Below are 13,841 nucleotides of genomic sequence, written 5' to 3'. Positions count from 1 at the left end.
GAACTCTTCAGGCCGGCGCGCCGACGAACATCGCCACCGGAGAGGCGGGTCGTTGGCTCCCCGCCAGCGGTCCCATCGAGGACCGCCGGGAGACATCGGCGGCGGCCAGTGCGTCGATCAGGCGCGCTGACGCGGTCGTGGCCGCCGCCTCGTTCATGGGCCGCAGGGTCGCATCGCCATGCAGCTCCTAGGCCGGATCGCGCGGGGGTGCGCTGGAGGCAAAGCTCGACGGCGAATCCGTCCCTGGACTCGAGGGCGCGTTGGGTGACGGCACGGCGGTCCCCGATCGGCGCATGTCGAGTTCTTCCGACTCGCCGGGCATGCGGATGCCATCGAGCAGGCGTGCGAAGGTCTGCATTTCTTCAAAGCTCGGCGGCCAGTCCGTGGAGAACAACGCCGTGTGCGTCTTGATCAACCGATTGCCCAACAACTGAGCGCCTCCCGGCGGCAGATCGCTTTCAGCACCGGACCGCGATAACGCGAGTTGCTGGACCAGCCATTGCGTCCCGAAGACCTCGTGCAATGCGCCCAGCGCCACCAGTTGCGGCGCGGCGATCCGGCGATTCGGCTCGGTGCGAGGCGTGGCCGTCTCCACCGGCATGGGGCCGTCGCGTTTCGCGGTCATCCGGCGCAACCTCGCCTTGAGGTCGTCGAGCAGCGTGCGGTCGCGTTCCTCGCCTTGCTGGAGCATCTCGAAGTAGCGCAGCTTGTTGCCGAAGCGCTTCACCGCGCGCGGCGTGTGCGCGGATTCGCGGACCAGCTCGGTCCAGACCTTGAGCGCGTCGCGGAAGTCCTTCGAATCGGTCGCCTCGCGATGGCGCCGGCTCGCGGCGCGCCACAGCAGCAGGCCCGCCAGCGCCGCGCCGACGGCCAGCACCGCCGCGGCGATCCATTCGTCCGCGTGGCTCTCCTGGCCGGACTGCACCAGCACCCGCGTCGGCGACTGGGCCGGCGACACGCCCCAGGCCAGCGTGGGGTCGGAGGCCGACTGCCCCGGGAAGGACGACGCACCGGACGCGGACGGCGCGCTGGCCGCCGGCGCCGTCGAGGGCGCGGGTGACGACGACGCCGATGGCGCCGGTGCTATCGCGCGCTCGTCCGTCTGCGGCGCGTCGGGACGCAGCAGCACGCCCAGGCTCACGCCGACGGCGATGGCCACCGCGAGCGCCAGCCACATCGCATGACGGCGCAGCCCGTCCATCGCCTGTGCGCGCCACGAGGGCGACACCGCCGTCGCCGGATCGTCGGTGAGCAGCCGCCACGCCTCGTACGACTGCTCGGTCGGGACCTTGATCTCGAGGTTGATCAACTTCTGCAGGTAGTTGGCCGCATAGCTGCGGCGCTGCTTGCGCGCGGCGGCCTCGGGATCCTTCTCGTCGTTGGCGCCGCTCGCCAACTCCTTGGCGATGCGCTCGAACGCGATCGCCAGCGCCGCCTGCACCTTGTCCGTCGCCATGCCGAAGAGCACGAAGCACTGTCCCGACGAGGTCAGGAAGTTCACCGCCTCCATGATCTCCAGCACCGCCTCCGGCCGGCAGCGGTCGAGATCGTCGATGACGACGACGATGCGCTCGGGCAAGGCCTGCGAGACCTCGCCGAACTGTTCGGCGAAGCGCGTGCGGAAGCTGTTCTGCTCGGCGGCGAGCTTGGGCTTCATGCCTTGAAGCCCGCCGGCCAGCAGCGCGGCGGGATCGGCGCCGAAGGCCGTCAGCGCCTTGCGCAGCGCGGCCAGCGTCGTGCCGGCGACGGTCAGCAGCGCGAGCCAGCCGGCCCAGGGCACGGGCGGCGCGGTCACCGCATTTGCCGCGGTCGCCGCGGTCGCCGCGGTCGTGGATGCGCCGGCGGTCTTCGCGCTCCCCAGGTCTCCGAGCGACGTCAGCAGGTCGCCGAGCCGCCGCAACAATTGCGTCTCCGCCACGGCGTCGTTCATGCCGAGGTGCAAGGTGATGAGCGCCGCCACCGCCGTGCACAGCAGCAGGGTGAAGACCCAGTGCTTGCGCGAGCGCAGCCACAGCAGGCGCAGCCGGAACCCAATGCCGTCGAGGCTCAGCCAGGGCGGCGGCGCCTGCTTGCTCAACGCGCCGAGCAGCGCGGCGAAGAGGTGATCTTCCTTCTGGTGGTGCCAGGCGTTGAACCAGATCGGCCGCGAGCCGTGTTTGCGCAGATCGGCGCAGATCAGCCCCATCAGCGAGCTCTTGCCCGAGCCCCAGTCGCCGGTGATGGCCAGCGTCAGCGGCGGCTCGGTCGCCGGATTGCGCAGGAAGCGGGAGATGCCCGCGGCGAGCGGCTCGAAGTTGAGCCGGTCCTGCCGCGGGTCGGTCAGCGCCGCGTCGGTGGCCGGCGTGTCGGCCATGCCGATCACGGTCTGGTGCGCCTGCGTGAAAAGCCGCCAGGCGCGCAGGAACATTGGCACCGCCAGCAGCAAGGCCAGCCAGTACCACGGCGCTGGATAACGCGCGTAGGCGCGGGGATCGTCCCAGTTGCGGCCGCCGTCGCGCGTGGCCAGCAACAGCCCGCCTTCGCCGACCGCCCAGCCGCGCAGGCCGTCCGCGCCGATGTGGCCCGAGCGCACACCCAAGGGCAGCGGCATCGGCGGCTGCAGCGATTGGCGCGGGCGCTGCATGGCTGCCCGCGCGTCCGGCGTGGTCATGTTGCCAGGCTCCCACGACGCGCCCCCGTTGGTTGTCTGGAGCACGCGTTTGCCGTCGACGTCCATCGCCCAGGCCTTCCCGCCGTCCGCGCTGACGTGCAGCAGACCCAGCGCCGCGCCGGTCCCCGCCGACTGCCGGTGCCAGGTCTTGCCGCCGTCCTCGGTCTTCAGCACGGTGCCGCCGAGGCCGACCGCCCAGCCGCGTCTGCCGTCGTCGGAGAAGCCGACGCTCGTCAGCGTGTTCAGCGCCCGCCGCATGGCCGGCGCCCAGGCCAGTCCGCCATCCTCGGACGTGATCAGGTAGCCGTTCTTCCCGAGCGCCCAGGCGCGTTGCCCGTCGTCGGCGACCCGGCTGGCGACCAGCAGCCTGAACTCGGGACTGTCCTGGGTCCGCCAGGTCCTGCCCCCATCCACCGACGTGGCAAGCCCGCCGAAGGCGCCGACCGCCGCGCCATGACGGCCGTCGGCGCTGAAGGCGATCGATTCCGGCATGAGCACGGCGAGATCCGTCGGGGAAGACCAGGTCTTGCCGCGATCACTCGACCACGAGAAACGGCCCTGCTGGCTCGCCAGCCCGATCCGCTGCCCGTCGGCGGTCAGCGCGGCGGCCACCCAGTCGTCGGACGGATAGGTCTGCAAGCTGGGCTGCGCCTGCGCCGCCTGCACCGGGCTGGACTGCACAGGGATCGATGGCACGGGCGACGACTGGACGGGCGACGACTGGACGGGCGTCGACGTGACTGTCGCCGATTGGGCGATGCTCGACGGCACGAGGGCCGGCGGTCTGGCTTCGAGGCTCAGCCAGCGCGCGCCGCCGTTCTCCGTGAGGAACACGAGCCCACCGTCGCCGACCACCAGGCCCAGGCGACCGGCCGCTTCGAATCGCACGTCCTTCAGCCGGGACGTCCCCAGGCCCGCCATCGGGCGCCATGTCGTGCCGCCATCGTCCGTGGCGATCGCCGCGCCGTCGTCGCCGACCGCCCATCCGGTGCGCGCGTCCGACGCGAACTGGACGGCGCGCAACTGGCGATCGGTGCCGGACGTCTGCATGCGCCAGCGCTGGCCGCCGTCGTCGGAAGCCAGGACCGTGCCGCGCTCACCGACGGCCCACAGGCGCCGGCCGTCGGCGCTCGCGTGCAGGGCCGTGAGCAGGCGGTCGGAGCCGGTCGACAAGGGCTCCCAGGTGGCACCGCCGTCGCGGGTCTCGACCAACGCGCCGCCCTCTCCGGCGAGCCACCAGTGGCTGCCGCCGGCATCGACCGCGATCGACGTGAAGACGCCGCTGACATCGGGCAGACGGCGGAACGCGTTGCGCTCGACGGGAAGTCGCCACCAGTCCCAGAGGCCGCGCTCGGCGCGCGTGACCGGCATCGCCGAGCTCACCGGCCCGGGCGGCTGCCACAGGGCCACGGCGGTGGCGAGCGCGCACCAGACGACGGCGATCCACAGCCAGGCACGGCCGCCGCGTCGATGGGTCGCGGGAGAGCCGAGCGAGCCGGGAGAGCCGCGAGAGCCGCGAGAGCCGGGAAAGCCGGGAGAGGGAGCTTGCATGGCGGGAGACAAGTGGGCGACGTGGCCGTATATCCCGCGCCACGCGGGCGCGCATCATCAGTCCGTAGGACGCTGGACCGCCGGACAATCGACGCGTTCCGACTACCGAGAAAGCCCCGGCATGCGCCTCGCAGCGATTCGAACCCGCCTCACACGCCCCCCGCTGGCCGCCTTCGCGGCAATGAGCGCGCTGGGCGCGATGACCGCCATGGCCTCGGTGGCCCCATCGACCGCGATGGCCGCTGAGGCCACAGGGGCCCCGCCAGCCGCGACGGCCGCGGTGGCCGCGTCAGCGCCCGCCGAGGAACCTCCGATCGTCGGTCGCGAAGGCGTGACGGCCACCCTGTGGTTCCAGACCGCGGTGGAGCGCCGGGCTGCCACGCTCGCGGTCTTCCGCGCCGCAACCGCCCGCCTGGCCGCCGCCCGCACGGCCACGCACGAGACCGCGTCGCTCGAGCAGGCCGAGCAAGGCGGCTTCACCCGCAAGCCACCGGCGATCGTGCTGGACGTGGACGAGACGGTGGTCGACAACTCGCCCTACGATGCCTGGCGGATCCGCGCCGGCAAGCCCTACGACAGCGCGTCCTGGGCCGCCTGGGTGGCCTCCGCGCAGGCGACCGCGATCCCGGGCGCGCCTGAGTTCATCGACCGTGCCAGGACGCTCGGATTCCGCGTCGTCTTCATCACCAACCGGACCTGCCCCCTCCAGGGTTCCTACGGTCCCGACGGCTTCCATGTCGCCTGCCCGCAGAAGGCCCAGACGCTCGCGAATCTGGAGCGCGTGCTGGGCCGTGCCGTCGCGCCGGAAGACCTGATGCTGCGCCGCGACCGCATCGAATGGTCCGACTCCGACAAGAGCGCCAGACGCTACGCGGTCGCGCGCACGCACCGCATCGCGATGCTCGTCGGCGACGACCTCAACGACTTCGTGCCGCGCAAGAATTACGTCGATTCGACGCACGCGAAGCGCTGGGGCCTCTCGTGGGTGCCGATTCCCAATCCGACCTACGGGTCGTGGGGGGACGCGCTGACGCTGCCGCAGCGCTACGAGGCCTTGAAGCCGTGGAGCGGCCCGGCGGCTGCGGAACCCGCCGGTCCGGCGTCAGCCCCGCAATAGCCGGTGCATGCCGCCCTTCGCCGTGCCGCCCTTTGATTGAAGGCGTCGGGCGGCACCTCGGCACCTCGGCACCGCAGCGCCGCAGCGCCGCAGCGCCGCGGCGACTCAATACCCCGCCGCCAACCCCGTGTTGCGGCGCGGATCATTCGCGCCGTAGAAGCGGTTGTTCCCGACCGGCTTGCCCGCCAGCGACGGCGCGCCGACGATGATCGCCGCCAGGTGGTTGGCCGGATGCGGCGCGCCCAGCTTGTGGCCCATGCCCTCCAGCAGCTTGCGCGTGTCCGGCGAGAACGCGTACGGCTCGACGTTGGTCACGTCCGGCAGCCACTGCTGGTGGAAGCGCGGCGCATCCACCGCCTCCTGCACGTTCATGTCGAAGTCGATCGCGTTGAGCATGGTCTGCAGCACCGCCGTGATGATGCGGCTGCCGCCCGGCGTGCCGACCACCATCACCGGCTTGCCATCCTTGGTCACGATCGTCGGGCTCATCGACGACAGGGGCCGCTTCCCGGGCGCGATGGCGTTCGCCTCGCCCTGGACCAGGCCGTACATGTTGGGCACGCCGACCTTGGAGGTGAAGTCGTCCATCTCGTTGTTGAGCAGCACGCCGGTCTTCGCCGCCGTGACCTTGGCGCCGAACCAGTCGTTCAGCGTGTAGGTCACCGACACCGCGTTGCCCCACTTGTCCGCGATCGAGTAGTGCGTCGTGTTGCTGCCCTCATGCGGCGCCACGCCGGGTTTGATGTCCATGGACACGCCCGCCTTCGCCGGATCGATCGCCGCGCGGATCTTCGCCGCGTAGCCCTTGTCCAGCAGCCGCTGCAGCGGGTTCTTCACGAAGTCGGGATCGCCCAGGGTGCTGTTGCGATCGACGTAGGCATGGCGCATCGCCTCGATCTGGTAGTGCGCGCCCTGCGCCGATCCCCAGCCGAGCTGCCGCAGCGGATAGCCCTCGAGGATGTTGAGCATCTCGCAGATGATCACGCCGCCCGAGCTCGGCGGCGGCGCCGACACGACGTGGTAGCCGCGGTAGTCGCATTCCACCGGCGGCAGCTCGCGCGTCTGGTACTGGTCCAGGTCGGCCTGCGTCAGGATGCCCTTGCCCGACTGGCTGGACTCGACCAGCGCCTTCGCCACCCAGCCCTTGTAGAAGCCGTCGGTGCCCTTGGCGCCGATCTCGCGCAGCGTCTTCGCGAGGTCCTTCTGCACCAGCTTGTCGCCGGCCTGGAAGGGCTTGCCCTTGTTGAGGAAGATCGCGCCCGAGGCCGCGTCGGCCTCGAAATCCTTGGTCGCCGTCTGGAACATGTCGACGTCGCCCTGGTCCAGCGAGAAGCCGCGATCCGCCAGCGCGATCGCCGGCGCGATCAGCGCGGGGCGCTTCATCGTGCCGTACTTCTCCCGCGCGTACTCAAGACCTGACACCGTGCCCGGCACGCCCACCGCGAGGTGGCCGCGGGTGCTCAGCCCCTTGACGACGTTGCCCTCCTTGTCGAGGTACATGTTGGCCGTCGCGGCCAGCGGCGCCTTCTCGCGGAAGTCGAGGAAGGTCTTGCGGCCGTCGGCCAGCTGGATCGTCATGAACCCGCCGCCGCCGAGGTTGCCCGCCGCCGGGTACACCACTGCGAGCGCGTAGCCCACCGCCACCGCGGCGTCGACGGCATTGCCGCCGTCCTTCAGCACGTCGACGCCGACCCGCGTCGCGAGGTGCTGCGCCGTCACCACCATCCCGTTCTGCGCGGCCACCGGCGCGGCGGAGGCCGCCAGGGACGGCGCCATCGGCGCGAAGGTCAAGGACGCGGTCACCGCCGCGGCGCACACGAGCAAACGGAAAGTCTTCATGAACCTGATTCCTCAAGAGATGCGACGGGGCATTCGACACCCGCACCGGTGTCGCCCGCAATCCCAAGCGGCGTCAGGTCGTTACTGGAGAGGGTCTTTCAGCGCGTCGGGCACCGGCAATGCGACGATGTCGATGCCCTCGTCCGCGAGCTCGCGCGCCTCGTCCAGCGTCGCGCGGCCACGGATGCCGCGCTCCTCGGCTTCGCCGTAATGGATGCGGCGCGCCTCGGTGGCGAAGCGGTCGCCGACGTCCTCGGTCTTCGCCATCAGCGTGCGCACCGCCTGCATCACCTGCTTCTGCAGCTCGACCGCGATCGGCGGCACGCCGTCCGGCAGGCCCGGTCCCGGGGGGAGCGACGGCGGTGTCTCGGTTCCGCGCGTGCCGCCGGCTTCGGCGGCCTTCGCAGCGGCCTTTGCAGCGGCCTTTGCACCTTTGGGCTCCGCAGTGGCAGAGAGATTCAAGCGCGGCGCGCTCGGCATCCGCCGCACGGAGACGCTGTTGCACAGCGGGCAGCTCAGGAGACCGCGCTCCTGTTGCGATTCGAAATCGGTGGAAGACGCGAACCAGCCTTCAAAGGCATGGCCGGCCTCGCAGGCCAGGTTCAGTACCAGCATGATGGACCGATGCTAGCGGCTGGACGCTGCGTCCGCCGGCATCCAGTCCAATGGCCATGCGCCGGCCCGCCAGCGCTGCAGCCACTGCAGGCCGATCAGCGTCTTGGCATCGGTGACGCGCCCGTCGCAGGCCATGCGGTCGAGCTCGTCCTCGGTCACCGGCAGCAGGTCGAGGAACTCGCCCTCGTCCAGTTGCCGCTCGCCGGCGATCAGGCCGCGTGCGAAGAAGATCTCGATGCGCTCGTCCGCGTAGGCGATCGCGTTGTGCAGCACGCCCGCGTAGGCCCACTCGCGGGCGCGATAGCCGGTCTCCTCGAACAGCTCGCGCACGGCGCAGCGCAGCGGGCTCTCGTCCGGATCCAGCTTGCCCGCGGGGAACTCCAGCACCACGCGACCGAGCGGATAGCGGTACTGGCGCTCCAGCAGCACGCGGCCGTCGTCGAACAGCGGCACGATCACCGCGGCGCCGGGGTGGCGGATGTACTCGCGCGTGGCCTCCCGGCCGTCGGGCAGCGCGACGCGGTCGCGCTTCACCTGAAGGAAATGGCCCCGCAGGATCCAGTCGGACGACAGCGGGGTTTCGCGCAGATGCTCGTCAGCGTCGACGGCCGGCGGAATGCCGATCACACCGTCGTCCTCGGGTCGGTTGGCGTCAGGCAGCTTCTTCGTCATCGAACTCTCGCACCTTGGCCCGCGAGCGGCGCAGGTAGCGCCACACGAAACCCGGGAAGCCCAAGGTCACGAACATCGCGAGCGCGGCGGCGTAGAACTCCCAGCCCTGCGGGAAGCGCTGGCCCTGCTGCGACTCGAGGCCGAAGCCCACCGCCAGCGTCAGCAGCGCCAGCAGGAAGAGCTCGAGCAGGCGCCAGCCGCCGGCCTTCGGATCGCGGCGCGGCCCGACCAGCAGGATGCGCGAACTCAGATACGGCAGGTTGGCCGCGATGAGCGCGACCACCAGCACCGTCCAGACCGAAGCGCCCTGCCCCATGCGCGTGCTCCTTGTGATCCGTCGCGGACGATCAGTGCGCCAGCGCGCGCGTCACGGCCTGGCTGCACAGCGCCAGCAGGCCGCTCGGCACCAGGCCCAGCACCAGCACGGCGACGCCGTTCAGCGACATCACCACGCGGGCGTCCACAGGGGCCGTCAGCGGGCTGCGATCGGTCGGCTCATCGAAGAACATGACCTTCACCACGCGCAGGTAGTAGAACGCGCCGACCAGCGACAGCAGCACCGCGATCACGGCCAGCCAGATGTAGAGCGACTGGCCCGTCGTGACCATCGCCTGCAGCACGGCCAGCTTGCCGTAGAAGCCCACCATCGGCGGGATGCCGGCCAGCGAGAACATGTAGATCGCCATCACGAGGGCGTACCACGGGCTGCGCTTGAACAGGCCGGCCAGGTCGCTGATCTGCTCGGACTCGAAGCCCTGGCGCGCCAGCAGCATGATCAGGCCGAAGCTGCCCAGCGTCGTCAGCACGTAGGTGATCGCATAGAACATCGCCGAGCTGTAGGCGTTCAGCGCATGCAGGTCCGGTTGACCGTTCACCACGCCCGACGCCAGGCCCAGCACGACGAAGCCCATCTGCGAGATCGTCGAGTAGGCCAGCATCCGCTTCAGGTTGCTCTGCGCGATCGCGGCCAGGTTGCCCACCACCAGCGAGGCCACCGCCATCACCAGCATCATCTGCTGCCAGTCGGTCGCCAGCGGCAGCATGCCTTCCACCAGCAGACGCAAGGTCATGCCCAGCGCGGCCAGCTTGGGCGCGCCGCCGATCAGCAGCGTCGCGGCCGTCGGTGCGCCCTGGTAGACGTCCGGCACCCACATGTGGAACGGCGCGGCGCCCAGCTTGAAGCCCAGGCCGGCGACGACGAAGACCACGCCCAGCACCAGCACGCCCTTGTTGACGGTGCCGGTGGAGATGACCTCGAAGACGCGCGGGATCGACAGCGAGCCGGTCGCGCCGTACATCATCGACAGGCCGTACAGCAGGAAGCCCGAGGCCAGCGCGCCCAGCACGAAGTACTTCATCGCGGCTTCGGTCGAGATCGTGTGATCGCGACGCAGCGCCGTCAGCGCGTACAGCGACAGGCTCATCAGCTCCAGGCCGAGGTAGGTCGTCAGGAAGTTGTTGGCCGCCACCATCACGTTGACGCCCAGCAGCACCAGCAGGCTCAGCGTGAACAGCTCACCCTTGAGGATGTCGCGCGATTCCGCATACGGACGCGCATACACCAGCGTGACGATCAGCGCGACGGCGCTGACGCCGCTGAGCAGGTGGCTCAGCGGGTCGACGACCAGCATGCCCTGCATCGTCTCGGTGGGCACGTCGCCCATCGCGGCGAAGTGCATCACGCCGACCACCGCCAGGCTGAGCTGCGTCAGCCAGTAGGTCGTCGTGCGGCGCGCATCGGTGACGAACAGGTCCACCAGCGCGACCACGCAGGCCAGCGCCAGCAACAGGATTTCGGGATAGACCGCGACCCAGTTCATGTCGTTCATTGTGTTGGGCCCTTATTGGATCTTGGACACCGCGACGTGCTTGAGCAGCGCGTCGACGGATGGATGCATCACGTCGGTGAACGGCTTCGGGTACACGCCCATGAAGAGCGTCGCGATCGCCAGCACGCCCAGCATCAGGAACTCGCGGCCGTTGATGTCGGTCAGGTTGCGGACGTTGTCGTTGGTCACCGCGCCGAAGTAGACGCGCTTGATCATCCACAGCGTGTACGCGGCACCGAAGATCAGCGCCGTGGCCGCCAGCAGGCCGATCCAGAAGTTGTGGCCGACGGCGCCCAGGATCACCATCCACTCGCCCACGAAACCGGCCGTCGCCGGCAGGCCGCAGTTGGCCATGCCGAAGAACACCGCCAGCGCCGCGAACTTGGGCATCGTGTTGACGACGCCGCCGTAGTCGGCGATCTCGCGCGAATGCACGCGGTCGTACAGGACGCCGATGCACAGGAACATCGCGCCCGACACGAAGCCGTGCGAGATCATCTGCACCAGGCCGCCGGCGACGCCGAGCTCGTTGAAGATGAAGAAGCCCAGCGTCACGAAGCCCATGTGGGCGACCGACGAGTAGGCCACCAGCTTCTTCATGTCGCGCTGGACCATGGCCACCAGGCCGATGTAGACCACCGCGATCAGCGACAGGCCGATGATGAACCAGTCGTAGTGACGGGCCGCGTCAGGCGCGATCGGCAGCGAGAAGCGCAGGAAGCCGTAGGCGCCCAGCTTCAGCATGATGGCCGCCAGGACCACCGAGCCGCCGGTCGGCGCCTCCACGTGGGCGTCCGGCAACCACGTGTGCACCGGCCACATCGGCACCTTCACCGCGAAGGCCGCGAAGAAGGCGAAGAACAGCAGCGACTGCGCCGACATCGGCAGCGGCAGCTTGTGCCACAGCAGGATCTCGAAGCTGCCCGACTGGCTGTACAGGTACAGCAGCGCGATCAGCATCAGCAGCGAGCCGGCCAGCGTGTACAGGAAGAACTTGAAGGCCGCGTACACGCGACGAGGTCCGCCCCAGACGCCGATGATGATGTACATCGGGATCAGCGTGGCCTCGAAGAACACGTAGAACAGCATGCCGTCGAGCGCGCAGAACACGCCGATCATCAGGCCCGACAGGATCAGGAAGGCGCCCATGTACTGGTGCACCCGCGTGTCGATCACTTCCCAGGCCGCGATCACCACGATGATCGAGATGAAGGCCGTCAGCGGGACGAACCACATCGAAATGCCGTCCACGCCCAGGTGGTAGTGGATGTTGAAGCGCGGGATCCAGGTCGCGACCTCGACGAACTGCATCGCCGCCGTCGAGGTGTCGAAACCGCTGATCAGCGGCAGCGTCACCAGGAAGGACAGCACCGCGCCGACCAGCGCGAGCCAGCGCACCGCGCCGGCGTTGTTGTCGCGCCCAAGCGCGAGCAGCAGGCCACCGCACACGATGGGCAGCCAGATGGAGAGACTTAGCAACATTCTTATTCTCCGCCCGCGTCAGAGGCCGAACAGGGCCTTGAATTGGGGCCCCATGTAAGGCCACAGCTGCCAGGTCATCAGACCGACGACACCCAGGATCATCACCAGCGCGTACCAGTACAGGTGGCCGGTCTGGACCAGCCGCACCAGGCCGGCGACGCCGCCCACCGTGCGCGCCGAGCCGTTGATCAGCACGCCGTCGATGACGGCCTGGTCCCCGCCCTTCCACAGGCCGGCGCCCAGCGCGCGCGCGCCGCGGGCCAGCACGTTCTCGTTGAACCAGTCCATGTAGTACTTGTTCTCGAGGAGGGTCACGATCGGGCGGAAGATGCGCGCGAACGCAGCCGGAATCGACGGACTGATCATGTAGAACCAGTAGGCCAGGGCCACGCCGGCGATCGCCAGCCACAGCGGCAGCGTCTGCACGCTGTGCAGCGCCATCGCGACGGCGCCGTGGAACTCCTCGCCCAGCTCGCCCATCGCGTGATGGACTTCGTGGTTCACGAAGATCGAGTCCTTGAAGAAGTCGCCGTGCAGCATCGGCTTGATCGTGAAGAAGCCGATCAGCACCGACGGGATCGCCAGCAGCACCAGCGGCACCGTCACCACCCACTTCGACTCATGCGGCGTGTGGTCGTGAGCGTCGCCGTGGTGGTCGCCATGATCATCATCGTGATGGTCGTGCTCGCCCGGGAACGGCTTATGGTGGAAGTTCTCTTTGCCGTGGAAGACCAGGAAGTACATCCGGAAGCTGTAGAACGCCGTCACGAAGACGCCAGCCACCACCGCGAAGTACGCGAAGCTCGCGCCCGGCAGGTGCGAGGCGTGCACGGCCTCGATGATCGAGTCCTTCGAGTAGAAGCCCGAGAAGAACGGCGTGCCGATCAGCGCCAGCGAGCCCAGCAGCGAGGTGATCCAGGTCACCTTCATGTACTTGCGCAGGCCGCCCATGTTGCGGATGTCCTGGTCATGGTGCATGCCGATGATCACGGAGCCCGCGCCCAGGAACAGCAGCGCCTTGAAGAACGCGTGCGTCATCAGGTGGAACACCGCGACCGAGTAGGCCGAGGCGCCCAGCGCCACCGTCATGTAGCCCAGCTGCGAGAGCGTGGAGTACGCGACGACGCGCTTGATGTCGTTCTGGATGATGCCCAGGAAGCCCATGAACAGCGCGGTGATCGAGCCGATGATCAGCACGAAGTTCAGCGCCGTGTCGGACAGCTCGAACAGCGGGCTGAAGCGCGACACCATGAAGATGCCGGCCGTCACCATCGTCGCCGCGTGGATCAGCGCCGAGATCGGGGTCGGGCCTTCCATCGAGTCCGGCAGCCAGACGTGCAGCGGGAACTGCGCCGACTTGCCCATCGCGCCGATGAACAGGCAGATGCAGGCCACGCTCAGCATCATCCACGGCTCGGCGCCGAAGGGGTTCGCGAAACCGATCTTGGCCAGTTCCGCCGACTTGGCGAAGGTCTCGGTGTAGTTCAGCGAGCCGCCGTAGGCGACCAGCAGGCCGATGCCCAGGATGAAACCGAAGTCGCCGACCCGGTTCACCAGGAAGGCCTTCATGTTGGCGAAGATCGCCGTGGGCTTCGTGTACCAGAAGCCGATCAGCAGGTAGGACACCAGGCCCACCGCTTCCCAGCCGAAGAACAGCTGCAGCATGTTGTTGGACATCACCAGCATCAGCATGCTGAAGGTGAACAACGAGATGTAGCTGAAGAAGCGCTGGTAGCCGGGGTCTTCCTCCATGTAGCCGATGGTGTAGATGTGCACCATCAGCGAGACGAAGGTCACCACGCACATCATCATCGCGGACAGGCCGTCGATCATGAAGCCGACTTCCATCTTCAGGCCGCCCAGCACCATCCACTCGTAGACGGTCTGGTTGAAGCGCGCGCCGTCGAGCACGGCGTTGAGCGTCATCACCGAGATGATCAGCGCCACCAGCACGCCGAGGATGGTCACCACGTGGGCGCCGCGGCGGCCCACCTGCTTGCCGAACAGGCCCGCCACGATGGCGCCCGCGAGCGGGGCCAGGGGCACCGCCAGCAGCATGTTCTGGGAGAGTGTTGCAGACATTGTT

General features: G+C 68.9%; 10 protein-coding genes. 1 reads left to right on the top strand and 9 read right to left on the bottom strand.

Annotated elements, in window-relative coordinates:
* Positions 1-7: 7 nt before the first annotated feature.
* Together AC07O8_RS20685 and AC07O8_RS20680 are read right to left on the bottom strand one after the other, a co-directional pair.
* Entirely contained in the window at positions 8-157 is a 150-nt protein-coding gene (locus tag AC07O8_RS20685; protein WP_495049804.1) for a hypothetical protein, read from the bottom strand.
* Between the two features lie 30 nt (positions 158-187).
* A complete protein-coding gene (locus AC07O8_RS20680; RefSeq protein WP_495049803.1) occupies positions 188-4,201 on the bottom strand; it encodes a YCF48-related protein in 4,014 nt (1,337 codons plus the stop codon).
* 181 nt (positions 4,202-4,382) lie between these two features.
* Between AC07O8_RS20680 and AC07O8_RS20675 the strand changes: the two genes are divergently transcribed.
* Positions 4,383-5,318 (top strand): 5'-nucleotidase, lipoprotein e(P4) family, encoded by a 936-nt coding sequence (locus AC07O8_RS20675; RefSeq protein WP_495049802.1) that lies wholly within the window; start codon positions 4,383-4,385, stop codon positions 5,316-5,318.
* Positions 5,319-5,423: 105 nt separating this feature from the next.
* Here AC07O8_RS20675 and ggt read toward each other — a convergent pair whose 3' ends face one another.
* From ggt to nuoL, 7 genes are all read right to left on the bottom strand, one after another.
* On the bottom strand, positions 5,424-7,094 hold the full coding sequence (gene ggt, locus AC07O8_RS20670; RefSeq protein WP_495049862.1) for a gamma-glutamyltransferase: 1,671 nt from the start codon (positions 7,092-7,094) through the stop codon (positions 5,424-5,426).
* Positions 7,095-7,238: 144 nt separating this feature from the next.
* Positions 7,239-7,772: a DUF1178 family protein gene (locus tag AC07O8_RS20665; RefSeq protein ID WP_495049801.1), complete on the bottom strand. Its 534-nt coding sequence runs from the start codon at positions 7,770-7,772 to the stop codon at positions 7,239-7,241.
* Between the two features lie 12 nt (positions 7,773-7,784).
* Positions 7,785-8,444 carry an NUDIX domain-containing protein gene (locus AC07O8_RS20660; protein ID WP_495049800.1) on the bottom strand — a complete coding sequence of 220 codons (660 nt, stop codon included), beginning with the start codon at positions 8,442-8,444 and terminating at the stop codon, positions 7,785-7,787.
* Entirely contained in the window at positions 8,425-8,760 is a 336-nt protein-coding gene (locus tag AC07O8_RS20655; protein ID WP_495049799.1) for a DUF2818 family protein, read from the bottom strand. The genes AC07O8_RS20660 and AC07O8_RS20655 overlap by 20 nt, the downstream gene beginning before the upstream one ends.
* A 31-nt stretch (positions 8,761-8,791) precedes the next feature.
* Entirely contained in the window at positions 8,792-10,273 is a 1,482-nt protein-coding gene (nuoN, locus tag AC07O8_RS20650) for an NADH-quinone oxidoreductase subunit NuoN (protein WP_495049798.1), read from the bottom strand.
* Positions 10,274-10,285: 12 nt separating this feature from the next.
* Positions 10,286-11,755, bottom strand: a complete 1,470-nt coding sequence (locus tag AC07O8_RS20645) for an NADH-quinone oxidoreductase subunit M (RefSeq protein WP_495049797.1) — start codon at positions 11,753-11,755, stop codon at positions 10,286-10,288.
* A gap of 18 nt (positions 11,756-11,773) precedes the next feature.
* Positions 11,774-13,837 carry an NADH-quinone oxidoreductase subunit L gene (gene nuoL, locus AC07O8_RS20640; RefSeq protein WP_495049796.1) on the bottom strand — a complete coding sequence of 688 codons (2,064 nt, stop codon included), beginning with the start codon at positions 13,835-13,837 and terminating at the stop codon, positions 11,774-11,776.
* Positions 13,838-13,841: the final 4 nt, after the last annotated feature.

This window comes from Roseateles sp. GW821-FHT09G09 (assembly GCF_059415965.1).
This window is presented reverse-complemented; position numbering and strand designations above follow the sequence as displayed.